The following is a 24,817-nucleotide window of genomic DNA, read 5'->3' on the forward strand; positions in this document are numbered from 1 at the left end:
GGTCCGGACCTCTTGTCGGCTTGATCTATCTCATCCCGCTGCCATCGGGGTGCGCCTAGCATTGCCAAGCTACGCAGTTCTGGAGACACGGAATGACATACGCGACCGTCATGGTCAGCCTGGCGCTTGGTCAGCCCAATGAAGCGAGGCTTCAGGTCGCGGGCGAGCTCGCGGAGCGCTTCGAGGCGGCGATCGTCGGAGTTGCTGCGGCGCAGTTCGCGCCGCCACTCTATTTCACCGACGGTGCGGAGGCCCAGCGTCTGGTCGACCGAGGCGAGGCGTCGGTCCGCCAACGCCTTTCGGAACTGGAGGGACAATTCCGTGCTGCAACGAGGAATCGCGGCGGGCACGTCGAGTGGCGCGGCGCGGTCGATTTCCCGGCGCGTTACGCGTTGCAGCAGGCGCGCTGCGCCGACATCATCGTCAGCGGCGGACCAAGCCCGGCCTTCTCGGACGCCTTCTCGCTCGCCAGCCCCAAGGATCTGGTGATGCAGGCTGGCCGTCCGCTGCTGGTCGTGCCTGACGGTATCCAGTGGCTCGATCTGCGCAGCGTGCTGGTGGCCTGGAAGGATACGCCGGAGGCGCGGCGCGCGGTCGCCGATTCGTTGCCGCTGCTGCGCAAGGCGAGGGAGATCACGGTCGTCGCGATCCCCGAGCCGGAAGACGATCGCCCGGCGGTGCTGGGCTCCGTCACCGACGTCATCGCCTGGCTCACCCGCCATGGCGTCACGGCAACCGCCCGGGTGTCGGAAGCGGGCCGGAACGAAACCGCGGCTGACCATTTGGGTAGGGTGGCCGCCGATGTCGGAGCCGCCCTGATCGTGGCCGGTGCCTATGGCCATTCGCGGTTCCGCGAACTGGTCCTCGGCGGCGTCACGCAATTTCTGCTCACCCAGTCAACCCGTTGCGTGCTGCTGTCGCACTGACACGTATTGACTGAAAGACATGAGGACGCGCCGTGTACAGATTCCTTGAACAGACCACCGACGGCCACATGACGCGCAACGTCAAGACCGTGGTGCGCGACCTCAACATGCTCGAACTCAGCGAGATGTTCGAGCGCGACGACTTCAACGGCTATCCGGTCGAGGAGGACGGCCAGGTCGTCGGCATCGTCACCAAGTTCGACATTTTGAAGTGTTTCGCCTTCACGCCGAGCCAGATGGTGCCGCGCTATCTCGACCTGATGAATCGGAAGGTCGGCGACGTCATGACACCGGAATTCATCTACGTCCACCCGGACACGCGGCTGACCCGCGTGCTTCAGCTCATGGTCGAGCATCGGATCCGGAGCATCATTGTGCTCGACGGCGCGCAGAAGCTCGTCGGCATCATCGCGCGGGAGGACGTCATCAATGCGCTCAAGGCGACCGCGCGCGACTAGCCCGTCGGCTGGCTCATTTCTGCGACAGACCAGCTCGCTGATTTGCCTGAGGCGCGGCCAGTCCTGCGCGCGGAAACGCGCATAAGCGGCTGATATCGCTTCCGGATTTCCTGTCGACCGGGATCGCCGGAAATCCAGCTATCTTGATTTCAATCAATTCCGCGCGAGTGTGAATGTGGTTTCTGGCTCCGTGTTCTTTCAGAGAGAATCCGCATGAGCCAGCCCTCCATTTCCAAATCCATGACCGTCGGTGAAAGCGGCCTGGCGGCAGTGTTCGCAGTCACCGCCTTTCTCTGCGTGATCGCGGCGGCCAAGGCGCTCGACGCGCCCTTCGCCTTCCATGCGGCACTCAGCGCCGCGGCGAGCATCGCGGCTGTCTTCGTCATCATCAATCGCTATTTCGAGCGCCCGGCGGCGCTGCCGCCCGCGGAGATCAACGGACGGCCCAACTACAACATGGGCCCGATCAAGTTCTCCGCCTTTATGGCGATGTTCTGGGGCATCGCCGGCTTCCTGGTGGGGCTGATCATCGCCTCGCAGCTGGCCTGGCCCGCGCTCAACTTCGATCTGCCCTGGACGAGCTTTGGCCGCCTACGTCCGCTGCACACCTCGGCGGTGATTTTCGCGTTCGGCGGCAACGTGCTGATCGCCTCCTCGTTCTACGTCGTGCAGAAGTCGTGCCGCGTCCGGCTCGCCGGCGAGCTGGCGCCCTGGTTCGTCGTGGTCGGCTACAACTTCTTCATCCTCGTCGCCGGTACCGGCTATCTGCTCGGAGTCACCCAGTCCAAGGAATATGCCGAGCCGGAATGGTATGCGGACCTCTGGCTGACCATCGTGTGGGTGGTCTACCTGCTCGTCTTCCTCGTGACGGTGATCAAGCGCAAGGAACCGCACATCTTCGTCGCGAACTGGTTCTATCTCGCCTTCATCGTGACGATCGCCGTCCTGCATCTCGGCAACAATCCCGCGCTGCCGGTGTCGGTGTTCGGCTCCAAGTCCTACGTCGCCTGGGCCGGCGTCCAGGATGCGATGTTCCAGTGGTGGTATGGCCACAACGCGGTCGGCTTCTTCCTGACCGCCGGCTTCCTCGCCATCATGTACTACTTCATCCCCAAGCGCGCAGAGCGGCCGATCTATTCCTACCGGCTGTCCATCATCCATTTCTGGTCGCTGATCTTCCTCTACATCTGGGCCGGCCCGCATCATCTGCACTACACCGCGCTGCCGGACTGGACGCAGACGCTCGGCATGACCTTCTCGGTGATGCTGTGGATGCCCTCTTGGGGAGGCATGATCAACGGCCTGATGACGCTGTCGGGCGCCTGGGACAAGCTGCGCACCGATCCCGTGCTGCGCATGCTGGTGGTCTCCGTCGCCTTCTACGGCATGTCGACCTTCGAGGGGCCGATGATGTCGATCAAGGTCGTCAACTCGCTCAGCCACTACACCGACTGGACCATCGGCCACGTGCATTCCGGCGCGCTCGGTTGGGTCGGCTTCGTCTCTTTCGGCGCGTTGTACTGCCTGGTGCCCTGGGCCTGGAATCGCAAGAGCCTTTACAGCCTCAAGCTCGTCAACTGGCACTTCTGGATCGCGACGCTCGGAATCGTGCTCTACATCTCGGCGATGTGGGTGTCCGGCATCCTCCAGGGCCTGATGTGGCGCGCCTACACCTCGCTCGGCTTCCTCGAATATTCCTTCATCGAAACCGTCGAGGCGATGCATCCCTTCTACGTCATCCGCGCAGCCGGCGGGGCCCTGTTCGTGATCGGCGCGCTGATCATGGCCTACAATCTCTGGATGACCGTTCGCGTCGGCGAGGCGGAAGTCCAGGCGCCCGTCGCTCTTCAGCCGGCGGAATGAGGAGCCAAGCAATGTCTTTCTGGACACGCCACCAAATCTTCGAAAAGAACTCGATCATCCTGGTCGTCGGCATCCTGCTGGTGATCTCGATCGGTGGTCTCGTCGAGATCACGCCGCTCTTCTATCTCAAGAGCACTATCGAGGTGGTCGACGGCGTCAGGCCGTACACGCCGCTGGAGCTCGCCGGCCGCAACATCTACGTCCGCGAGGGCTGTTATCTCTGCCACTCGCAGATGATCCGTCCCTTGCGCGACGAGGTCGAGCGCTACGGTCACTTCTCGCTCGCCGCCGAGAGCATGTACGACCACCCGTTCCAGTGGGGCTCCAAGCGTACCGGTCCGGATCTCGCCCGCGTCGGCGCCAAATATTCCGACGACTGGCACGTGACCCATCTGACCAACCCGCGCGCCATCGTGCCGCAGTCGGTGATGCCGGGCTATCCGTTCCTCAGCGAGACCGAGGTCGATCCCGCAACGATTGCCGATCACATGCGAACGCTCAGGGCTGTCGGCACGCCCTACAGCGATGACCAGATCGCCAATGCGGCCGCCGACATGAAGGCGCAGGCCGATCCGGACAATGCCGGCAGCGATGCCTTCACCAAACGCTACGCCAAGGCGGTGGTGCGCAATTTCGACGGCAAGCCGGGCACCCCGACCGAGATGGACGCGCTGATCGCCTATTTGCAGATGCTCGGCACGCTCGTCGACTTCAAGCTCTACAACGAGAAAGCCAATCTCCGCTGAGAAGGCATGAACGATGAAAGCAATTCTGACAGTCCATAACCTTGCGTCCGATCTCGTGACGACGATCTGGACGCCGGTCTTCGTCGCGATCTTCCTCGCGATCGTCGCCTACGCATTCTGGCCCCGCAACAAGGCCGCTTTCGACGAAGCGGCGAAGATGCCGTTGCGGGAGGAGTAAGGGATCATGACCGATCACAGCGACATCGACCACGTCTCCGGCAAGTCCACGACCGGACATGAGTGGGACGGCATCAAGGAGCTCAATACGCCGCTGCCGCGCTGGTGGCTGACGACCTTCTATCTCACCATCATCTGGGCGGTCGGGTACTGGATCGTCTATCCGGCGTGGCCGCTGATCACCACCAACACTCCCGGCCTGCTGGGCTATTCGACGCGCGCCAGCGTTGCGGTGGAACTCGCCAATCTCGAGGCGGCCCGCGGCGAGAAGATGGCGGCGCTGGCCAAGGCCTCGCTCGCCGACATCGAGAAGGATCCGGCGCTGCTCGCACTGGCCCGCGCCAAGGGCAGGACCGTGTTCGGCGACAATTGTGCGCCGTGCCACGGCAGCGGCGGCGCTGGCGCGAAGGGCTATCCGAATTTGAACGATGACGACTGGCTGTGGGGCGGCACGCTCGACCAGATCATGCAGACCATCCAGTATGGCGCGCGGTCCGGCCACGCCAAGACCCATGAGGGCCAGATGCTCGCCTTCGGCAAGGACGGCGTGCTCAAACCCGACGAGATCGTCACGGTCGCCAACTACGTCCGCTCGCTCTCGGGCCTGCCGACCCGGCAGGGCTATGACGCGGCCAAGGGCGAGAAGATCTTCACTGAGAATTGCGTCGCCTGTCATGGCGAGGGCGGCAAGGGCAATCAGGAGATGGGCGCACCCAACCTGACCGACAAGATCTGGCTCTACGGCCCGGATGAGGCGACCTTGATCGAGACCATCAGCCAGGGCCGTTCCGGTGTCATGCCGGCGTGGGAGGGACGGCTCGATCCCGCCACCCTGAAGGCGATGGCGGTCTACGTCCACTCGCTCGGCGGCGGAAAGTAGCCAGACGGAGGGGCAGGGGGAACCCGCCCCTCCTTGAGCTGGATCAATCGGTCGGCCGGAGTTGGCTCTAGGTATGGTCGCAACTGCGAGACGTCTTCCAGCGATGAACACGGCCGTGAACCCGAACGAACTCACCTCGGACGATGACTACGGGCCGCTCTACGCGGCTCACAAGAAGGTTTACCCCCAGCGCGTCTCCGGCACGTTCCGCCGCATCAAATGGGGGCTGATGGCGTTATGCCTTGGCGTCTACTACTTCCTGCCGTTCGTGCGCTGGAATCGTGGCCTGGGCGCCCCGAGCCAGGCGGTGCTGATCGATCTGCCCAACAGTCGCTTCTATTTCTTCTTCATCGAGCTGTGGCCGCAGGAGGTCTACTACTTCACCGGCCTGTTGATCGTCGCTGCGGTGGCGCTGTTCCTGATGAACTCCATCGGCGGCCGCATCTGGTGCGGCTATCTCTGTCCGCAGACGGTCTGGACCGACCTGTTCTACGCCGTCGAGCGGCTGATCGAGGGCGATCGGCGCGAGCGCATGAAGAAGGATGCCTCGTCCGACCCGATGAAGCTTGAGCGCATCTCCGAGATCGTGCTCAAGCATTCGATCTGGCTCCTGATCGCCTGGTGGACCGGTGGCGCCTGGGTGCTCTATTTCAACGACGCGCCGACGCTCGTGAAGGAGCTCGTCACCTTCCAGGCGCCGATGATCGCCTATATCTGGATCGGCATCCTCACCGCGACGACCTATGTGCTCGCCGGTTACATGCGCGAGCAGGTCTGCACCTACATGTGCCCGTGGCCGCGCATCCAGGCTGCGCTCACCGACGAATGGGCGCTCAACGTCACCTACCGCTACGACCGCGGCGAGAAGCGCACGTCGGTCAAGAAGGCCGCCGAGCTGCGCGCGCTCGGCGAGCAGGTCGGCGACTGCGTCGACTGCTACCAGTGTGTTGCGGTCTGCCCGACCGGCATCGACATCCGCAACGGACCGCAGCTCGAATGTATCCAGTGCGGCCTGTGCATCGACGCCTGCGACACCGTGATGAAGAAGATCGGCCGGCCAACCCGTCTGATCGCTTATGACAACGACATCAACATCCACCGCCGCCAGGAAGGCAGGCCGCCGATCTACCGCATCGTCCGGCCCCGCACCATCATCTACAACCTGGTGATCGCGGCCGTCGGCGGCATCATGCTCTATGCACTGCTGACCCGCAGCCTGCTCGATGTCAACGTGCTGCACGACCGCAACCCGATCGCCGTCAAGCTGAGCGATGGCTCGATCCGCAACGCCTACACCGTCCGGCTGCTCAACAAGCGCGGCTTCGACCGCGTCATCGCGATCGATGTCGATGGGCCCGTGAATGCGAAGGTCCATGTCGTCGGCGTCGATTCCGTGACGCCGGATCGGCCGATGATCGTGATCGGTCGCGACCAGACCGCTGAATTGCGGCTGCTCGTGACGGCGCCGGCCGAGCTCAATCCGGAGAAATCGACCCCGGTCCGCTTCCACGTCACCGATATCGGGCTCGGCGAGGTCGCAACCGCCACCGACAATTTCGTCGCGCCCTGAGAGCATCGTCTGGAGTTCGCCATGGCATCCGCCGCACCGAAGCCACTGACCGGCCCCAAGGTCTTCATCATCCTGGTCGCGTTCTTCGGCGTCGTGATCGGCGTCAACGTCACCATGATGAAGCTTGCGATCGCGACGCTTCCCGGCACCGACGTCGACAGTCCCTATGCCGCCGGTCTCACCTACGAGAAGGAGATCGCCGCAGCGCGCGGGCAGGCGGCCCGGAAATGGCAGGTCGACGCGAAGATCCAGCGCAGCGCCGATGGTGGTGCGACGGTGCGGATCGAGGCACGCGATGCCGCCGGCCGGCCGATTACCGGCCTGAAATTCGCAGGCCGCCTGGAGCGGCCGACTGACAAGCGCGCTGACCTTGCCGTCGAATTCGCCGAGATCGGCATCGGCGTCTATGGCGGCAACGCGTCGGCCGTGGCGCCCGGTCAGTGGGATCTCGTGCTCGAGGGCGATGCGCGCGGTGAGCGCATGTTCATGTCGCGCAATCGCGTGATCCTGAACTGAAGGAATTCGTCATGCAGGTCTCGCGCGACTTCTCCCATTATGTTCGTGCCGCGGGTGAGGGCCTCCAGCACATCGATCTCGCGGTCGAGGGCGTGCACTGCGCCGGCTGCATGGCGAAGATCGAGCGTGGTCTGTCCGCCATTCCCGACGTGACGCTGGCGCGGGTGAATCTCACCGACCGCCGCGTCGCGCTGGAATGGAAGGAGGGCACCCTCGATCCCGCGCGCTTCATCGATCGGCTCGAAGAGCTCGGCTACAAGGCCTACCCTTACGAGACCGCAAGCGCGGAGGCGACCGAGGTCGCGGAGTCGCGCTTCCTGCTGCGCTGCCTCGGCGTTGCGGCCTTCGCCACTATGAACGTGATGATGCTGTCGATCCCGGTGTGGTCCGGCAATGTCAGCGACATGTTGCCCGAGCAGCGCGATTTCTTCCACTGGCTGTCGGCACTGATCGCGCTGCCGGCAGCGGCCTATGCCGGCCAGCCGTTCTTCCGCTCGGCCTGGCGCGCGCTCGCGGCGAAGACCACCAACATGGACGTTCCGATCTCGATCGGGGTAACCCTCGCGCTCGGCATGTCCGTGGTCGAGACCATCAACCACGCCGAGCACGCCTATTTCGATGCCGCGATCATGCTGCTGACCTTTCTCCTGGTCGGCCGCGTCCTCGACCAGAACATGCGCCGCCGAACGCGTGCGGTCGCCGGCAACCTCGCCGCGCTGAAGGCCGAGACCGCGACGAAGTTCGTCGGGCCCGACGAAATCTCGCAGGTACCGGTCGCCGCGATCAATCCGGGCGACATCGTGCTGCTGCGGCCGGGCGAACGCTGCGCGGTCGACGGCACCGTGATCGAGGGCCGTTCCGAGATCGACCAGAGCCTGATCACCGGCGAGACGCTCTACGTCACCGCGGACAGGGGCACGCCGGTCTACGCCGGCTCGATGAATATCTCCGGCACTTTGCGGGTGCGGGTCTCTGCGGCGTCGGAGGCGACGCTGCTTGCGGAGATCACGCGTCTGCTCGACAACGCGCTCGAGGCGCGCTCGCGCTATCGGCGGCTCGCCGATCGCGCCTCGCGTCTCTATGCGCCGGTGGTGCATGCCACCGCGTTCCTCACCGTCCTCGGCTGGGTGCTCGCCGGCGCGGGCTGGCACGATGCCATCGTCACCGGCGTCGCCGTGCTGATCATCACCTGTCCCTGCGCGCTCGGACTTGCGATCCCGACGGTGCAGACGGTGGCCTCGGGCGCGATGTTCAAATCCGGCGTGCTGCTGAATGCCGGCGATGCGATCGAGCGGTTGGCGGAAGCCGATCACATCATCTTCGACAAGACCGGCACGTTGACGCTGCCTGATCTCGATGTAGTCAACGCGGCAGCGATCCCTGCCGAAATCCTGGGGCTCGCCGGGCAGCTCGCACTGTCGAGCCATCATCCCGTGGCGGCCGCGGTGGCGCAGGCCGCCCGCGCCAAGTCGCCGATCGTTGGCGCGGTCGAGGAGGCCGGGCAGGGCGTGCGCGCGTGCGTCGACGGCGTCGAGATCCGTCTCGGCCGTCCGTCCTTCTGCGGCGCCGAGGAGCTCGTGCGGGGCGGCGCCGATCTCGACCCGGAAGCCTCCGTCGTGGCCTTCAGCAGGGGAGCCGAAAAAATCGTCTTCACGGTGCGGCAGGCCCTCCGTCCGGATGCGGTGACGGTGATCGCGGCGCTGAAGCCGCGCAATGTCGGCCTCGAGATCCTCTCAGGCGACCGCGAGCCGGCGGTCAAGGCGGCGGCCAATGCGCTCGGGATTCCCGAGTGGCGCGCCGGCGTCACGCCGGCCGACAAGATCGCACGGATCGAGGAGCTGAAACGGCGCGGCACGCGCGTGCTGATGGTCGGCGACGGCATGAACGATGCGCCCTCGCTTGCGGCCGCCCACGTCTCGATGTCGCCGATCTCGGCCGCGCATCTCAGCCAGGCGACCGCGGACCTCGTCTTCCTCGGCAAGCCGCTGGCGCCGGTCGTGACCGCCGTCGACTACGCGCGCAAGGCGCTGCACCTGATGCGGCAGAATCTCTGGCTCGCGATCGGCTACAACATCCTGGCGGTGCCGATCGCCATCAGCGGCATCGTGACGCCGTTGATCGCGGCCGCCGCGATGAGCGGATCGTCGATCCTGGTCATGCTGAACGCGCTGCGCGCGCGCAGCACCTCGCGGGGGATCACATCATGGAAGTCCTGATCATCCTCGTTCCTCTGGCGCTGGGGCTTGGACTTGCCGGCCTCGTCGCCTTCCTCTGGTCACTCAAAAGCGGCCAGTATGACGATCTCGACGGTGCGGCCTGGCGCGCGATCGCCGATGACGATCCGCCGCAGGAGACGCAGTCTGACCTGGCGCAGGTGAAGCGCTAGGGCATGATCCGGAAAAAGTGTGGAGCGGTTTTCCGAAAAGATCATGCTCAAAACAAAAACCTAAAGCGCGATGACGATTCATCCTGATTTCATCGCGCTTTAGGCATCGCTTCTGAACGCAAGCGTCAGGAGTGCGGCAACTGCCAGCGCTGCTCCGACGCCGATGACGCAGGCCGTCCACCCCTGGGTATCGAACAGACGGCCAAGCACCGCCGTGCCGACGAGGCCGCCGCTGAAATAGCAGGCCAGATATGTCCCGCTGGCGACACCGCGGTTCTCTGTTGCCGCCCGTCCAACGAAGCCGGTCGCGGCCGCCTGGGCGAAGAAGGTGCCAACGCCAACAAGAACCATGCCGGCCAATACGCTGGCCAGCTGCGCAGCCAGCATCAAGGGCAGGCCGAGCGCGGCAACGCCGAGCGCCGCCCAGATCGTCGGCCGCGTTCCGACGCGCGCCACGGCCCGGCCGGCGAACAGGGTGGTGACGACCGACGGCAGGAAGACCAGGTAGACGAAGCCGAGGTCCATCATGCCCAGCGACAGCGGTGGCCGCACCAGCACGAAGTTGACGAAAGTGAACGTGCCGATGAAGGCGAACAGGATGCAGAAGCCGATTCCATAGGCCGCGCGCAGCCGCGGATTGCGCCAATGCGAGATCATGGCCGCAAGCGGAGAGTCTGTCAGCGTCATGGCTGGCATCGGCGGGACGTGCTGGATGGTGAAATAGACCAGCGCCGCGCCCGTGAGGTTCAGCGCTGCGAAGAAATAAAAATTCCAGGCAAGGCCAAAGCCGTCGGCGACCGCCGCAGAAAGCAGCCGGCCAATCAGGTTGCTTGCGACATTACCGGTAATGTAGGCGGCGAACGCACCACCAGCGTCCATTGCGCTGCACTGCTCGCCGAGATAGGCGAGCGTCAGCGCGAAAGCCGAGGCCATGCAGAGGCCTTGGATAATGCGCAGGCCGGTGAAGACCGCAAGGTTGGGCGCCCACGCGAGCAGACTGGTGGGGACGGCGAGCAGGGTCAGGCTCAATAGGATGCCAAGCCGACGATCGATGCGCGGGCTGAAGAAGCCGACGATGAGGCTCGCGATTGCCATGCCGAAAGTGCTGGCATTCACAGCAAAGCCCATCGCCGCTGGCGTCACGCCGTAGTGCCGTGTCAGCGAGGGGAGGATCGCTTGTGTGGCGAACAGATCGACCACGGTGAGGAACGCAGTCAGGCCGATGGTGATGGAGCGCAGCACTGCGCCGCGCGAATGCTGGCTCATCTCCATTGCAGCCGGCTTCATGCGTGCAGACAGATCGGTCATGACACGATGTCTCCTGAACTGGGTCCGGTCGTCATTCCGGGTTCGGCGCTTCGGGCCGCCCCGGAATGACTGGGCGCTCGTTACATGTTGTGGTCCTTCGGGTCCCTGCGGACGTCGCCGACATAGAGGATGACGGTCTCCTTGCCGAGGTTCTTCCACCAGTGCGAGGTCCCGTAGACTTCAGGACGGAGATCGCCCGCCTTGTGCACGATCGGGTCAATGCAATTGGAGGCGTATTCGACGATCTCACCCTGCTGCACGAAGATCAGGGCAGGGCGGTCGTCATGGCTGTGCCAGGGCACGATGCCGCCGGGCTCAATGGTCAGCTTGCGGAAACGCAGCTCGCGGCCTTCGATATGGGCGGGCTGCTTTTCGAGATCGATCGATCCGAGCGTGACGTCAGTGACGCCGACCGGCTTGTAGTCGACCATCTGGCGTGCATTCGGCTTGATCTTGTCGGCCGGGCATTCGCCGGCGAACACCGGCTGGGCCGAGACCGCGAGTGCGCCGGCAAGCGCAAGGCCCGCCCAGACTGCGCGCGACGAGGTGAGATGCGTGAACATGGAAAGTCTCCTCTGTTGACCAGGGCCTGGTTGATGGCCGGCTATGGCATCACCTTCCTCGAAGCCACATGTTTGATGAAATGCCGTCTCGCTCTGGACGCGATAGCCCCGCGCTATCGATAGGCGGCGGCTATCGAAGCGATTGGGGATCGGCATTTCCGCTTCGGTGCGGTTCGGCGTTCGATGTCAGCCGGTCCAGCGCTCCCCTTGCAGGTGGCCCCGCGACGAACCTAATATTCGATTTCAAACGCCGGAGCGGAACATGACGTCCCTCTCACCAGCCGATGCCGAGCGGCTCAGGCTCGCCTTCCAGCGCTGCCGCGACATGGAGGGCACGCTGAACGAGCAGCTCAGGGCCTATGCAGATGCCGGCCGCGAGATCTTTCCGGCCTATGGTGCGGCGGTCGATCGTTTGGTCGTGCGGCTTTCCGAAAACGGCGGCGGCGAAAACGCGCCGCGCCCGGGTGAGGCGATGCCGCCGTTCATGCTGCCCGACGAGAATGGCAAGCTGATCGCGCTGCCTTCGTTACTGGAACGCGGTCCGACGGCCGTGATGTTTTTCCGCGGCCATTGGTGTCCATACTGCCGGCTGAATGTGCGTGCGGTGACCGAGGCGCATGACCGCATCACGGCGATGGGCGCCCAGATCGTCGCGATCATGCCGGAGACGCAGGAATATTCGGAGAAGTTCAAGGCCGAGTCCGGTGCGCCGTTCCCGGTGCTCACCGATCTCGACAATGGCTACGCGCTCTCGCTCAATCTGGTGATCTGGCTCGGTACCGAGATCCAGCAGCTGCTGTCCTATCAGGACATGGCCAAGTTCCACGGCAACGATGGCTGGGTGCTGCCGATTCCAGCGGTCTTCGTGGTCGGCCGCGACAGCATGGTCAAGGCGCGCTTCGTCGATCCCGACTTCCGCAGGCGTATGGAGATCGACGATTTGCTCGCGGCGCTCGAAGGCGCGAGCTGGGAGCGCTGAACTTCACCTCGCCCCGCTTGCGGGGAGAGGTCGGATTGCATCGAAGGTGCAATCCGGGTGAGGGGGACTTTCCGCGAGTCCAACTGTTACCTCCCCGTGGAGACTCCCCCTCACCCCAACCCTCTCCCCGCAAGCGGGGCGAGGGAGCGCAGACACCTCCTTTGCGTCCGTAGAGCTACCCCGCAATGTCCCGCCAGTCGGCGCCGCGCAGCATGCGCATCACGGCGGAGGCGACTGCCGTGCGCTGGCGGCCGGCCACGCCGTAGAGGTTGACGGTGCGGCGGGCATCGAGCCCGGCCACGGACGTCCGCTTCAGGCTGTCAGGCACCGGCGAGGTGTGCGGCACCATGGCGACGCCGATATCGGCCTCGACCAGCTCGATCAGGTCGCGCTCGCTCGAAATCTCGTGGCTGTGGTCGACATCGACGCCATGCTCGCGCAGGTTTGCCGAGATGCGCGTTGCGTGCTCGCAATAGCTCCGGCTGAGCAGCTGCTCGGAGCGTAGATCGTCGAATTCGATCGTGCTGCGCTCGGCGAGCGGGTGGCCCTTGCCGATCACGAGCTCGAAATTCTCGGTGAACAGCGGCCAGACGTCGAGCCGCTCCCAGGCTTCGTCGATCTCGGCGGCGATGCCGAGCTCGGCCTCTCCTTTCTTGAGGAATTCGCCGACCTCACGGCTCGAGCCCCGCAGGAAGCGGAATTCGAGCCGGTTGAACTGCCGCTTGATCTGGTTGAGATGCGGGATGAGCAGCGCCAGATCGATCGAATGCGCCAGCGCGACGCGCAACGCGCCGATCTCGCCGCTCTTGAAGGAGGAGGCGAGCGAGCGTGCGCCGGCCGCGGCCTCGTAGCACTGCTTCAATAGCGGATGCATGCGCTGGCCGAGTTCGGTCAGTTGTGCCGCCGGCCGTTCGCGCCGGAACAGATCGCCGCCGAGCTCGGCTTCGAGCTGCTTGATGGCGCGGGTCAGCGAAGGCTGCGTCACGTTGCACTCGTCGGCCGCGCGCGTGAAGTTCAACGTTTGCGCCACCGCGAGGAAATAGCGGACCTGGTGCATCTCCATGGATCGGCTCCCCGGCAAGATCGGTTTGAAATCTATCCTATCGGCGTGGGGAATGACATCTCGCCCGCGATAGCGCGCGGGTATGGTTTCGGAAGCCAACCGGCATTTCCGTTCTTGCCGGCCCTCCCTCAAAACGGCAGGGCGTAACAACGCGGTACGCCTGACGAATATTCGTACGGGGCAAGCTCGACAGGAGACGGCACATGCAGAGGATCACGCAGTGCACCGGGTCAAAAGGCCTGCCGGGTCAGGTCGTGCTGGTGCTCCAGGGCGGCGGAGCGCTCGGCTCCTATCAGGCCGGCGTCTACCAGGCGCTGCACGAGGCCGGGATCGAGCCGGACTGGATCATCGGCACATCGATCGGCGCAATCAACGCCAGCCTGATCGCCGGCAATGCGCCGCAGGACCGGTTGCCGCGGCTGAAGGAATTCTGGAAGCGGATGGAGCAGAATCCGGTCTGGAACCTGCGCAACGCCTTTCCCGGCTTCAACGAGAAGCTCGCCTATTGGTCGACGGTCACCAACGGCATACCCGGTTTCTTCCGGCCCAATCCGCTGGCGCATGCCGGCGATTCCTTCCCGCTCGGTGCGGATCACGCCGGCTTCTACTCGACCGCGCCGCTGGAGAAGACGCTCACCGAGCTCGTCGATTTCAAGCTCGTCAACCGCTGCACGCCGCGCCTCACGGTCGGAGCCGCGCATGTTCGCACCAGCCAGATGCGCTATTTCGACAGCCGCGACGGCGAGCTGACGGTGAAGCACGTCATGGCGTCGGGCGCGCTGCCTCCGGCCTTTCCGGCCGTGCGCATCGACGGCGAGCTCTATTGGGACGGCGGCATCCTCTCGAACACGCCGACCGAAGCCGTGTTCGACGACAATCCGCGCAAGAATTCGCTGATCTTCGCAGTGCACCTATGGAATCCGGTCGGCGCGGAGCCGACCACGATGGCGGAGGTGCTGAACCGCCACAAGGACGTGCAATATTCCAGCCGGATCGCAAGCCAGATCGCGCGGCAGCAGCAGGCGCACCGCCTGCGCCACGTCATCAACCAGCTCGCCGCGCGGATGCCCGAAAGCGAGCGCAACGATCCTGCGGTGCGAGAGCTCACGAGCTATGGTTGTCCGACGCGGATGCACGTGGTGCGGCTGCTTGCGCCGCAGCTCGACCGCGAGACCCACACCAAGGACATCGATTTCAGCCCATCCGGCATTATGCGGCGCTGGGACGCAGGCTATCTCCATACGCGATCGGTGCTGGCACGCGCGCCGTGGATCGGCGAGTTCGACCCGCTCTCGGGCGTGGTGTTGCACGAGCACATGGAGGAGATGCCGATGGCGGCGGAGTAACCCGTCATTGCAGCCGACGCACCTCGCGTGACGACTTCGCGGTACCGCAGGGTTGGTCTATCTTGCGGTAGCCGTGCTGTCGAAAGGTTTGCAATTGGTCTCCGCGAAAGATCTGGAAACGACACTTGAGCTCGTCAGGGCCCAAGCCGATGGACGGGTCGAAGGCATATTCGGTCCGGAGTCTCTGACCTGGAAAATCGATCGGGAGGCCATCGTCTTTCTGGGCGCTGGCCGTGCGCTGCTGCTCCAGCTCGCCCACCCCTGGGTCGCCGCCGCCATCGCCGAGCATTCCCGGACCTTTGCCGATCCGATCGGTCGATTCCATCGCACCTTCGACATCGTGTTTGCCATGGTGTTCGGCTCGCTCGACCGGGCGCTGGCTTCGGCCCGACAGCTCCACCGGCGTCACACGATGATTGTGGGCCGCATGCCCGAACCTGCCGGTCCCTTCGCGGCGGGCTCGCCCTATTGCGCCAACGACATTGCGGCGCTGCGCTGGGTCCACGCAACGCTGGTCGATACCGCTCTCATCGTTCACGATCTGATTCTGCCGCCATTCTCGGTCGAAGAACGCGAGCAGTACTGGGCTGAGAGCCGGCTCTTTGGCGCCTTGTTCGGGTTGACGCCGTCCGACCTTCCGGCGGACTGGGCCGCCTTTGCGGCCTACACCGAGGCGATGGTTCAGTCGGACACGCTCTCGGTCAGTGCGGCGGCGCGCGACGTCGCCACCCAGATCCTGAGCGGGGGACGTCCGTGGTTGCGGCCGCCGCGATGGTATCGGGCGCTGACGGCGAGGATGTTGCCGGAGCGATTGCGCATAGGCTTTGGTCTCGCTCTCGACGAACGGGACCAAAGGGCCGCGGATAACGCGCTGAGGTGGATACGGCGCGTCTATCCCCGCTTGCCCGATCGCCTGCGCTATGTCGGTCCATATCAGGAAGCCCAGGCGCGATTGCGCGGCGAGCCGCAACCCGACTGGATGACGCGCTGTCTCAACCGGGCCTGGATCGGCCGGCCGCAAATGGATGAGCGTGGCAGGGGTTGAAGTTCTCTGCCGGTGCCACAAACACCGTCATTGCGAGCGCAGCGAAGCAATCCAGACTGTCGCCGCGGAAAGATTCTGGATTGCTTCGCTGCGCTCGCAATGACGAAATATGCGGAGGCCGTGCCACCTCCTTACGCCGACGCGATCTTCCGATAGAGCGCGCTGTAGCAGGCGGCGGAAATGTTCCAGCTGAAAGACCGTGACATCGCAGTGCGGCGCATGGAGTCGAGACGCTCCTGGGCCATGAACGTCGTGAAGGCCCGGCGAACCCCGCCGAGGAAGGATTCGTAGGACGGCTGCGTGAACAGGAAGCCGGTCTCGCCATCGGTGATGGTTTCGGCAAGCCCGCCGGTCTGGTGGCCGATCGGCAGCGAGCCGAAGCGCTGGGCGTACATCTGGCTGAGCCCGCAGGGCTCGAAGCGCGAGGGCATCAGGGTGAAATCGCTGCCGGCAAAGATGCGCCGCGCCTGCGCGTCGTTGAAGCCGATGGCGACGCCGATCGCATCGGGCCGCCTGCGATGGGCGTCGATCAGCGCCTGCTCGAGCGCCGGCTCGCCGGAGCCGGTGACGACGATCTGTCCGCCGGCCTCGATGATCTCGTCGGCCGCCGACAGCACGAGGTCGATGCCCTTTTGATGCACCAGCCGCGCGACGATGCCGAACATCGGCCCGCGCGACACCGCGAGTCCGAACTGCTTGCGCACGTAGTCTGCATTGGCCTTCTTGCCGACCCAATCGCCGGCGCCGAATTGCTGCGCGAGCTGCGCGCAATAGCGGGGGTCCCAGCTCTCATCGATTCCGTTCAGGATGCCGGTGAGCTCGGCCGCGTCGGAGCGGGCGCGCAAGAGGCCCTCCAGGCCGCAGCCGAATTCCGACGTGGTGATCTCCCGCGCATAGGTCGCGCTCACGGTGGTCAGATGCGAGGCGTAGACGAGGCCGGCCTTCAGGAAGGACAGCTTGTTGTAGAACTCGACGCCGTCGATGTGGAAGGAGCTCTCGGGTGCGCCGATCCGCCGCAGCGCGTCTTTCGGGAAGAGGCCCTGATAGGCGAGATTGTGGATGGTCAGGATCGACGGCAGCTTCGAGCCGCGCCAGGCGAGGTAGGCCGGCACGAGCGAAGCCTGCCAGTCATTGGCATGGATCAGGTCTGCTGCCCAATTCTTGTCCAAATTGCCCGTCGCGAGCTCAGCGGCTGCCGAGGCGAAGCGCGCAAAGCGAATGTCGTTGTCCGGCCAGTCGTGCCCGCTTTCGTCGCCATAGGGATTGCCGGGGCGGTCGTAGAGCTGCGAGCAGAGCAGCACATAGACTGGCAGGCCGTCGCGCGTCGCGGCCCGGCCAAGCGTGCAGGCCGGCATCTCCGCGAACGCCGGACAGCGGCCAACGATCTGAATATGCGTGAGTTGTTCGATGATGTCGCGATAGCCGGGCAGCATGATCCGGATATCGGCGAAGGGGCGGAGCGCTCTCGGCAGGGCAGCAGAAACGGCGCCAAGTCCGCCGACGCGGACAAAATCGTCCATCTCTGTCGTGACGAATAAGACCCTCAAGAACAGCCGCCCTCTGCCGAGCCCGTTTGCTGCTATGCAAGATCGGGTCCAGTTGCCCTCGGAATTCCAAGCCCGCCCCGGGAAGCTGCTGTTCGGGTAAAGACTTTCCTACCAGGCTGCCGCCATCTAGGGTCGGCGCAACAACAAGCAAGAACGCGCGTGGTTCCGGGGAAGGGCAAGGACAAGGTTCAGGGATGCAGCTAGCAGATCAGCATGAGGGGACGACGACAAAGGCCTTCGCCGGCCTGCGTGTGCTGGATTTTTCGACCACCATCGCCGGTCCCCATTGCGCGCGGATGCTTGCCGACATGGGCGCCGAGGTCATCAAGATCGAGACCGACGGCGGCGAGACGATGCGGACGCGCCCGCCGGTGCGCAACGGCTGCAGCACCGTGTTCGGCCAGCTCAATGTCGGCAAGAAGAGCATGGTGCTCGACCTGAAGTCGGAGGACGGCAAAGAGGCGGTGCGACGCCTCGTCGCCACCGCCGACGTCCTGGTCGAGAATTTCCGTCCCGGCGTGATGCGCCGCCTGCGGCTCGATTACGACACGCTACGCCCGTTCAATCCGAGGCTGATCTATTGCTCCATCTCGGGCTACGGGCAGACCGGCCCGTCGGCGGAGTTGCCGGCCTATGCGCCGGTGATCCATGCCGCCTCCGGCTACGACATGGCGCATCTTGCCTATCAGCCCGGTCGCAACCGCCCCGATTATTGCGGCATCTATCATGCCGACGTCGTCACCGGGACCTACGGCTTTGGCGCGATTGCGTCGGCGCTTTACCAGCGCACTGTCACGGGCCTTGGCCAGCACATCGACGTCTCCATGCTGGAGTCGATGCTCACGCTCACGGTGATCGAGCTGCAGAGCTCGCAATTCGAGGTGAAGCCGCCGCCGCGTCCGATGTTCGGTCCGACCGAGACGGCCGACGGCTACGTCATGATCACCGTCGCGAGCGAGAAGACCTTCCAGGGCCTGATGAAGGTGATCGGCCGCCCGGACTGGGTTTCGGATGCGCGCTTCGCAGCCTATGGCGTGCGGCGCGACAACTGGGCCGACTTGATGGACGGTGTCGAAGCCTGGTCGCGGCAGATCACGACCGAGCAATGTCTCGCCGCGCTCGGCGCCGAGGGCGTGCCGGCCTCGGCCTATCGCACCGTCGCCGAAGCATTGCGCGATCCGCAGCTTGCCCATCGTCAGGCGCTGTCGGACGTGGAGGACGAGGGCGGCTCGTTCCAGGTGCTTAATCTGCCGTTCCGGATGTCGGGTGCGGACACGACGCCCGGCAAGCACATCGCAGCGCTCGGCGAGCATACGCGTGAGCTGCTCGAGTAGACAGGTCTTTCGAATGCAGTGGCTCGCGAAAGCCGAGCCAGCGCCGTTTGTCTACTGCGGCCGGCCATGGCATGGTGACGGCCATAACAAGAAGTTTGCGGGAGAGACGCCATGAAGAGCTTCAAGGTCGCCGATTTCAAAGCGCCGCTGAAGGAATTCGACGAGCCGACGCCGCAGCCCTCGGGCACGCAGGTGCTGATCAAGGTGAAGGCGGCCGGCGTCTGTCACAGCGACCTGCACATCTGGGAAGGCGGCTATGATCTCGGCCATGGCCGCAAGCCGCTCTCGCTCAAGGACCGTGGCATCGCGCTGCCTCTGACGATGGGCCATGAGACGGTCGGTGAGGTCCTGGCCTTTGGTCCCGATGTGAAACCGTCCGATCAGGGTGACCTGAACAAGGGCGATGTTGGTCTGGTCTATCCCTGGATCGGTTGTGGCAAGTGCGCGACGTGTCTGTCCGGTGACGAGAACATGTGCCTGACGCCGCGCTCGCTCGGCGTCTATTGCGATGGCGGCTATTCCGATCACATGCTGGTGCCGCATCCGCGCTATTTGCTCAATCTCAGGGGACTCGATCCTGCCACCTCGGCGCCCTATGCCTGCTCCGGCGTGACCACCTACAGCGCGCTGAAAAAGGTCGAGCAGCATTTCGACACGCCGATCGTGATGTTCGGCGCCGGCGGCCTCGGCCTGATGGCGCTGTCGCTGCTCAAGGCGATGGGCGGCAAGGGCGCGATCATGGTCGATATCGATGCGAAGAAGCGCGAGGCGGCCGAGAAGGCCGGCGCGCTCGCCACCGTCGATCCCATGGCGCCGGATGCGCTGGAGCAGCTCGCCAGGAAGGCAGGCGGCCCGCTCCGCGCGGTGATCGATCTCGTCGGCAACGCCGCGACCACCCAGCTCGGCTTTGACTGCCTGACCAAGGGCGGCAAGCTCGTGATCGTCGGCCTGTTCGGTGGCGGCGCCACCTGGGCACTGCCGCTGATCCCGATTAAGGCGGTGACGATCCAGGGCAGCTATGTCGGCAATCTGCGCGAGACGCAGGAATTGCTCGACCTCGTTCGTGCCAAGAAAGTGCCACCGATCCCGGTGACGCCATTACCGCTCAGCAAGGCCAACGACGCTCTCGTACAATTGCAGCAGGGCGCGGTGGTCGGACGCACGGTGCTGACGCCGTAGCTTTATCCGCCGTCATTGCGAGCCAACGGGTCCGCGCGGTGCGCGGCTCGATGACAGGATCCGCGAAGCAATCCAGGCTGGTTCCGCGGTTGCATTTCTGGATTGCTTCGCTTCGCTCGCAATGACAGTGTGGCCTCGTTCTTCGCTCAGGAATCCCCATGTCCGCAAATAACGCTTTCCACATTGCCGTGCTCGCCGGCGACGGCATCGGTCCCGAAGTCATGACGCCGGCGCTGGAGGTTTTGGGCAAGGTCGGCGAGAAGTCCGGGCTGAGCTTCCGTTTCACCGAGGCGCCGGCTGGCGCCGACAATTATCTCGCCACCGGCAAGTCGATGCCGGAGTCGACGGTTCGGTTGTGCGAGGAGGCCGATGCAATCCTGCTCGGGGCCTGCGGCCTGCCGTCGGTGCGCTACCCCGACAACACCGAGATCGCGCCGCAGATCGAGCTGCGCTTCATCTTCGATCTCTATGCCGGCGTGCGCCCGGCGCGCCTCATTCCGGGCGTGCCGAGCCCGATCGTCGGCGCCGACAAGCGCGGCATCGATCTCGTCGTGATCCGCGAATCCACCGAGGGCCTGTTCGCCTCGATGGGCAAAGGCGTCGTTACCCACGAGGATGCGCGCGAGACGATGGTGATCACGCGCAAGACGTCCGAGCGCCTGTTCGAGTTCTCGTTCCGTCTTGCCGAGCGGCGCAAGGCGCGGGGCAAGCCGGGTGCGCTGACCTGCGTCGACAAGGCGAACGTGTTCAAGGCCTTTGCGTTCTTCCGCGGGATTTTTGATGAAGCCGCCAAACGGCATCCGGACGTGGAGGCCGATCGCCTCTATGTCGACGCCTGCTCGGCGATGCTGGTGAAGCGGCCCTGGGATTTCGACGTGATGGTGATGGAGAACATGTTCGGCGACATCGTCTCCGACATCACCGCGAGCCTGATCGGCGGCCTCGGCATGGCGCCGTCGGCCGACATCGGCGACAAGTACGCCGTGTTCCAGCCCTGCCACGGCACTGCGCCCGACATCATGGGGCAGGGCAAGGCCAATCCGACCGGCATGATCCTGTCGGCGGCAATGATGCTCGACTGGCTCGCCGAGAAGCACGGTGTGGAAGGCGCCGCCGAAGCCGGCGAGCAGATCGAGCGCGCGGTCGATCAGGTCTATGCCGGCGGCATCAAGCCGATGGAGTTTGGCGGCAACAACGGCACCGCCGACATCGCCAACGCGGTACTTGCGGTGCTGTAGATCTGGAGCATGATCCGGAAAGTATGAAGTGGCTTTCCCTCGCGACAAACGCGGAACGCGCTTGCGCGGAGATCATGCTCGAACAACAACCTAAAGCGCGATGACGGTTCATCCCGATCCCATCGCGCGTTAGCATGCTGCAAGTGGCTCCTAACTTGGCAACAGTGCAACACGCTAAAGCATGATCCGGAAAAGTGTGAAGCGGTTTTCCGGAAAGATCATGCGCAAACAACAACCTGAAGCGCGATGACGATTCATCCTAATCTCATCGCGCTTTAGGCGGTTGGTTTGGCATCTCCAGATTTAAAGAGATCTTTGGCATCCTTCACGCTGCCGACAACGTCCTTCACGTTGGCGAGACGTTCCTTCCATTGCGGGTCTATGATTGGAAGCGCGCACGCAAAAAGCCACAATAGTGAGAAACCCGTAGCATAGCTTCCCACGGGCTCACCTAGTGGCGCCACCAATCGCTGATAGCCATATGTCAATGCTATTGGCGCCACCGCGAGCAAACACGAACGGCCAGCGGTTACGATGCGCTTTGCCGTCGATGCGTTGCGCAACGTCGTCGTCTCGAATTTTTCGTTCTCGATGAGAGCGTACCACCTGCCCGAAGCGAAGTTGATTAGGAACGCTTGCAATCGGACGACCATGTCTTGCCGAGTGCTGTCTCGAGGAGTTGTTATCCATTGAACCTTGCTGCGAATACCGTTGGCGATCTGATGCCATTGGTCCTTCACCACATCCGATGAGTCCGATGCCAAGCTTGCCAGTTGTTTTGCCAGATTGTTCTCAATTATGTTGGCGGCCCGATCCAATTGGCCGATGATGCCGGCTCTGAAATTCAGATTATTCCAATCTCTTTCACCTTTATTACAATCCGCTGCAATATTCATTATGGCGAGAAATGTAGCTGCATCAGGGTAGGCGCGCGCCAAATATCTTTCCTTGAACACGCGGGCAAGTCGACCAATTGCAGCTAGTGCTGTCATGTAGGAAGCGAAGTACAAGAGGTACAGAACACCACCTATCGCGACCAGATTTGCAAATTTTGCGATTCCCATACTTGGATCGTATTCGACAGAAATCCCGAGCACCACAAATGCAATAAAGCCAAGAGCGCAGAATATCATGGCTTTGCGCTCTTCTCCTCGAGAGGAAAAGATCGAGGTAAGCGCAACTAGGAAGGCAAGCGTAAACATCGAGGTGCCACTTGCCTTGGAAATCGGGTATTCGTTGGGATTTACCAGTGCTTGAACCAAAGGCAGGAGATGCGACGGAAGAACAAACACAAATAAGGGAACAACAATAATCAGCCCTCCAAACAACGTTACGGCGACGAGCCAAGCTTCGGTTGTGCCAATGCTGTTGAAGTATTGAACGGCCTTTCTGGCGACCTCTAAGGGTGGTTTCTCTCCATTGGCGAATGCGGCTCGATAGATGTCCTTATACCGACGTCGTTGACCCGCGGAGTAGACCTTATAGAAGCGAGGAAGAAACGGCTCGCAAAGTTTCCTTAGCGTGCGCACGTAGCTGACTAACAGGGTGAAGGGTAGCCACAATCCAGTCTGCAGCGCCCCTGTCAGTGAGAATGACACGGGCGTTCGACGAGCCGCCGGTGGCGCCGTGTGCTTTTTCTCCTCACTGAATAGAGCCATCACACACCAGACCGGATATTTCTCCGATCGCCTCTCTAACCGACATTTCCAGACGGCCTCGATTAGCCCTGCTAAGCCTGCTCCTCCACCGAGTTTTTGATCAGTTGGAACCGCAGCGGTGGATAGCGTGTCTGTCGTTGCATGAGCGTTAGTCGCGCTACGCAAACTGCTTGACTGCTGAGTTCCGCCCGCAAGCCGCTCAGGTGGCTGTTTGCTGGCGTTTCGAGCCGGTAAAGCCAGGAGACTTCGCATTATCAATGGGCGTCGGGTATCGAACTTCGAAGCCGCGGACCCTTACTGGCAACGACCTAACATGATTAAGCGGGTCAGGTTTGTGACGCAGCTCACAAGCAAGACCAAAGTTCGCTGGACGGCGCCCCTGGTCGCGATGGAACTGAAGGACCGGCCCCCCTCGAGAATCCGGTTAGCAGTTTTGTTCGAGGGATTCCTTCCTCTCGCAAGCAGAAGCGTTTCGAGCCAATCTTTTCCCGAAACCCAGAATACCTTCGACTCAACGACAATAATCAGGTCAATGCCGGCGGCATCAAGCCGAATGGAGTTTGGCGGCAACAACGGCACCGCCGACATCGCCAACGCGGTACTTGCCGCGCTCTAAGCCGTGTACCGATAGACCCGTGCCGAAGTCGGAGCGCGGCACGCGGTCAGAAACCGAACACGCGGAGCCGTTGCCTGCTGAGCGGGTCGCCCGGGTCGATCGATTGCGCGTTGCGGAAATCGGCGATCGCATCAGTGCGACGGCCCAGCTCTTCGTATACGAGGCCGCGGTTGTCGTAGGCCTCGACATAGGACGGATCGAGCTGGGTGGCTTGCGTGAAATCCGCAATCGCCTGGTTGCGGTCACCCTTTGCGAAGTAGGCTTTGCCGCGGGAGTTGAAGGCGTTGAAGTCCTTGGGGTTGATCGCGATCGCCTGGTCATAGTCGCGGATCGCCTCATCGTATTTGCGCTGCGACCTGCGGGCATTGCCGCGATTCCAATACGCCACGCCGTTCCTTGGATTGATGCTGATCGACTGATCATAGTCGGCGATCGCGCGGCCAAATTCCATCAGGCCTTCGTAGGCGACGCCGCGGCAATTGTAGCCGCCGGCATTGTTGGGCTCACGCTTGATGACCTCGCTGCAATCGGGAACGGCGAGCTCGTATTTGCGATTGTTGCTGTAGGCAACGCCGCGCGAGCTGTACAGCCATAGCAGGTTTGGATCGAGCTTGATGGCCTCGCTGTAGTCCGCGATCGCGGGCTCCCATCCGCCTTTCTTCGTGATCAACCTCTTCTTGAAGAGCGCCTGACCCCTTTGGCCGAAACCAAAGGCGTATTTCGGATCGATCTTGACTGCCTCGGTGAGATCGGCGATCGCCTGGTCGAACTCCCCCTTTTCCGTCCGCGCCATGCCGCGGCGGGCATAGGCCCACGTGTCCCCCGGATCGATCCTGATCGCCTCGGCGTGGTCGGCCAGCGCTGCGTCGTAGTCATGCAGGCCGTAGTAGGCGATGCCGCGGTTGTTGTAGGCCCAGGCATATTTCGGATCGATCTTGATCGCCGCGCTGCAATCCGCAATCGCCGCGTTGTGGTCCTCCTTGCTCTCGTAGGCCTCACATCGATGCGCAAAGGCCCAGGCGTCCGTCGGGCTGAGCTTGATGGCCTCGCTGTAGTCGGCAATCGCGCGATCGTAATCCTTCCTGTTGAAGGAGCCGCGGCCACGGTTCTTGAACGCCTGGATGCGTTCTGCCACCTGCTCGCTTGCATCGCCGATGATGCGGCTGCAGGCCGTGCTTGCAGCTTCGGGCCTGTCGGCGCTGGCGCCGCACTCGTCCCGGTCGGCCGGCGCCGCGGCCAGCGCCGGCATCGCAAGCAGGAGACCCACGCAAAGCAGCAGTCCACCCAATCCGCGCGCTGCCATGCTGTCTCCCCTCCGCCCGACGCGACGCGTACAGGCGTGACGACTTTAGCATCAACGGCAGACATTCTGTATCTCAACCCGGGTCAAGAAAAAGGGGCCCATCGGGCCCCTTCGTC

22 protein-coding genes are annotated in these 24,817 nt (G+C 63.5%); 16 read left to right on the forward strand and 6 right to left on the reverse strand.

From position 1 onward, the window contains the following. The first annotated feature begins 92 nt into the window (after positions 1 to 92). From QQL28_RS28555 to ccoS, 10 genes are all read left to right on the forward strand, one after another. Entirely contained in the window at positions 93 to 926 is an 834-nt protein-coding gene (locus tag QQL28_RS28555; RefSeq protein ID WP_284270847.1) for a universal stress protein, read from the forward strand. A 32-nt stretch (positions 927 to 958) separates the two neighbouring features. Continuing rightward, positions 959 to 1,384, forward strand: coding sequence for a CBS domain-containing protein (locus tag QQL28_RS28560; RefSeq protein WP_284270848.1), 426 nt, complete (start codon positions 959 to 961; stop codon positions 1,382 to 1,384). A gap of 213 nt (positions 1,385 to 1,597) precedes the next feature. Continuing rightward, positions 1,598 to 3,247 carry a cytochrome-c oxidase, cbb3-type subunit I gene (ccoN, locus tag QQL28_RS28565; protein ID WP_284270849.1) on the forward strand — a complete coding sequence of 550 codons (1,650 nt, stop codon included), beginning with the start codon at positions 1,598 to 1,600 and terminating at the stop codon, positions 3,245 to 3,247. A gap of 11 nt (positions 3,248 to 3,258) precedes the next feature. Then, positions 3,259 to 3,993: a cytochrome-c oxidase, cbb3-type subunit II gene (gene ccoO / locus QQL28_RS28570; protein WP_284270850.1), complete on the forward strand. Its 735-nt coding sequence runs from the start codon at positions 3,259 to 3,261 to the stop codon at positions 3,991 to 3,993. A gap of 13 nt (positions 3,994 to 4,006) precedes the next feature. Then, positions 4,007 to 4,171 (forward strand): cbb3-type cytochrome oxidase subunit 3, encoded by a 165-nt coding sequence (locus QQL28_RS28575; protein ID WP_284270851.1) that lies wholly within the window; start codon positions 4,007 to 4,009, stop codon positions 4,169 to 4,171. Positions 4,172 to 4,177: 6 nt separating this feature from the next. After that, on the forward strand, positions 4,178 to 5,050 hold the full coding sequence (ccoP, locus tag QQL28_RS28580) for a cytochrome-c oxidase, cbb3-type subunit III (protein WP_284270852.1): 873 nt from the start codon (positions 4,178 to 4,180) through the stop codon (positions 5,048 to 5,050). Positions 5,051 to 5,153: 103 nt separating this feature from the next. After that, positions 5,154 to 6,620 (forward strand): cytochrome c oxidase accessory protein CcoG, encoded by a 1,467-nt coding sequence (gene ccoG, locus QQL28_RS28585; RefSeq protein WP_284270853.1) that lies wholly within the window; start codon positions 5,154 to 5,156, stop codon positions 6,618 to 6,620. A 21-nt stretch (positions 6,621 to 6,641) separates the two neighbouring features. Then, positions 6,642 to 7,136, forward strand: a complete 495-nt coding sequence (locus tag QQL28_RS28590) for a FixH family protein (RefSeq protein ID WP_284270854.1) — start codon at positions 6,642 to 6,644, stop codon at positions 7,134 to 7,136. An 11-nt stretch (positions 7,137 to 7,147) separates the two neighbouring features. Then, positions 7,148 to 9,352: a cation-translocating P-type ATPase gene (locus QQL28_RS28595; RefSeq protein WP_284270855.1), complete on the forward strand. Its 2,205-nt coding sequence runs from the start codon at positions 7,148 to 7,150 to the stop codon at positions 9,350 to 9,352. Continuing rightward, on the forward strand, positions 9,340 to 9,522 hold the full coding sequence (ccoS, locus tag QQL28_RS28600) for a cbb3-type cytochrome oxidase assembly protein CcoS (protein WP_284270856.1): 183 nt from the start codon (positions 9,340 to 9,342) through the stop codon (positions 9,520 to 9,522). The genes QQL28_RS28595 and ccoS overlap by 13 nt, the downstream gene beginning before the upstream one ends. 99 nt (positions 9,523 to 9,621) lie before the next feature. Here the strand turns inward: ccoS and QQL28_RS28605 are convergent, their stop codons facing one another. After that, entirely contained in the window at positions 9,622 to 10,830 is a 1,209-nt protein-coding gene (locus QQL28_RS28605; RefSeq protein ID WP_284270857.1) for an MFS transporter, read from the reverse strand. Positions 10,831 to 10,910: 80 nt separating this feature from the next. After that, complete coding sequence (locus QQL28_RS28610; protein WP_284270858.1) at positions 10,911 to 11,393, reverse strand: cupin domain-containing protein; 483 nt, start codon at positions 11,391 to 11,393, stop codon at positions 10,911 to 10,913. 262 nt (positions 11,394 to 11,655) lie between these two features. On the opposite strand from QQL28_RS28610, the gene QQL28_RS28615 reads away from it, so the two are divergent. After that, positions 11,656 to 12,372 carry a peroxiredoxin-like family protein gene (locus tag QQL28_RS28615; protein WP_284270859.1) on the forward strand — a complete coding sequence of 239 codons (717 nt, stop codon included), beginning with the start codon at positions 11,656 to 11,658 and terminating at the stop codon, positions 12,370 to 12,372. Between the two features lie 175 nt (positions 12,373 to 12,547). Here the strand turns inward: QQL28_RS28615 and QQL28_RS28620 are convergent, their stop codons facing one another. After that, complete coding sequence (locus QQL28_RS28620) at positions 12,548 to 13,435, reverse strand: LysR family transcriptional regulator (RefSeq protein ID WP_284270860.1); 888 nt, start codon at positions 13,433 to 13,435, stop codon at positions 12,548 to 12,550. Positions 13,436 to 13,638: 203 nt separating this feature from the next. Between QQL28_RS28620 and QQL28_RS28625 the strand changes: the two genes are divergently transcribed. Both QQL28_RS28625 and QQL28_RS28630 read left to right on the forward strand, forming a co-directional pair. Continuing rightward, positions 13,639 to 14,781 (forward strand): patatin-like phospholipase family protein, encoded by a 1,143-nt coding sequence (locus QQL28_RS28625; protein ID WP_284270861.1) that lies wholly within the window; start codon positions 13,639 to 13,641, stop codon positions 14,779 to 14,781. Between the two features lie 94 nt (positions 14,782 to 14,875). Then, complete coding sequence (locus QQL28_RS28630) at positions 14,876 to 15,826, forward strand: oxygenase MpaB family protein (protein WP_284270905.1); 951 nt, start codon at positions 14,876 to 14,878, stop codon at positions 15,824 to 15,826. Positions 15,827 to 15,957: 131 nt separating this feature from the next. On the opposite strand, the gene glgA is transcribed toward QQL28_RS28630, so the two are convergent. After that, positions 15,958 to 17,373, reverse strand: coding sequence for a glycogen synthase GlgA (gene glgA / locus QQL28_RS28635; protein WP_284270862.1), 1,416 nt, complete (start codon positions 17,371 to 17,373; stop codon positions 15,958 to 15,960). A gap of 194 nt (positions 17,374 to 17,567) precedes the next feature. On the opposite strand from glgA, the gene QQL28_RS28640 reads away from it, so the two are divergent. The 3 genes from QQL28_RS28640 to QQL28_RS28650 all read left to right on the forward strand — a co-directional run bounded on the left by QQL28_RS28640 (position 17,568) and on the right by QQL28_RS28650 (position 21,124). Beyond that, complete coding sequence (locus QQL28_RS28640; RefSeq protein WP_284270864.1) at positions 17,568 to 18,707, forward strand: CaiB/BaiF CoA transferase family protein; 1,140 nt, start codon at positions 17,568 to 17,570, stop codon at positions 18,705 to 18,707. 111 nt (positions 18,708 to 18,818) lie between these two features. After that, complete coding sequence (locus tag QQL28_RS28645; protein WP_284270865.1) at positions 18,819 to 19,886, forward strand: alcohol dehydrogenase; 1,068 nt, start codon at positions 18,819 to 18,821, stop codon at positions 19,884 to 19,886. Positions 19,887 to 20,044: 158 nt separating this feature from the next. Continuing rightward, complete coding sequence (locus QQL28_RS28650) at positions 20,045 to 21,124, forward strand: isocitrate/isopropylmalate dehydrogenase family protein (protein ID WP_284270866.1); 1,080 nt, start codon at positions 20,045 to 20,047, stop codon at positions 21,122 to 21,124. Positions 21,125 to 21,399: 275 nt separating this feature from the next. On the opposite strand, the gene QQL28_RS28655 is transcribed toward QQL28_RS28650, so the two are convergent. Then, positions 21,400 to 22,722 (reverse strand): hypothetical protein, encoded by a 1,323-nt coding sequence (locus QQL28_RS28655; RefSeq protein ID WP_284270867.1) that lies wholly within the window; start codon positions 22,720 to 22,722, stop codon positions 21,400 to 21,402. A 722-nt stretch (positions 22,723 to 23,444) separates the two neighbouring features. Further along, complete coding sequence (locus QQL28_RS28660; RefSeq protein ID WP_284270868.1) at positions 23,445 to 24,701, reverse strand: tetratricopeptide repeat protein; 1,257 nt, start codon at positions 24,699 to 24,701, stop codon at positions 23,445 to 23,447. Positions 24,702 to 24,817 lie beyond the last annotated feature (116 nt).

The organism is Bradyrhizobium iriomotense (assembly GCF_030160715.1).
GTDB classification, from domain to species: Bacteria; Pseudomonadota; Alphaproteobacteria; order Rhizobiales; family Xanthobacteraceae; genus Bradyrhizobium; species Bradyrhizobium iriomotense.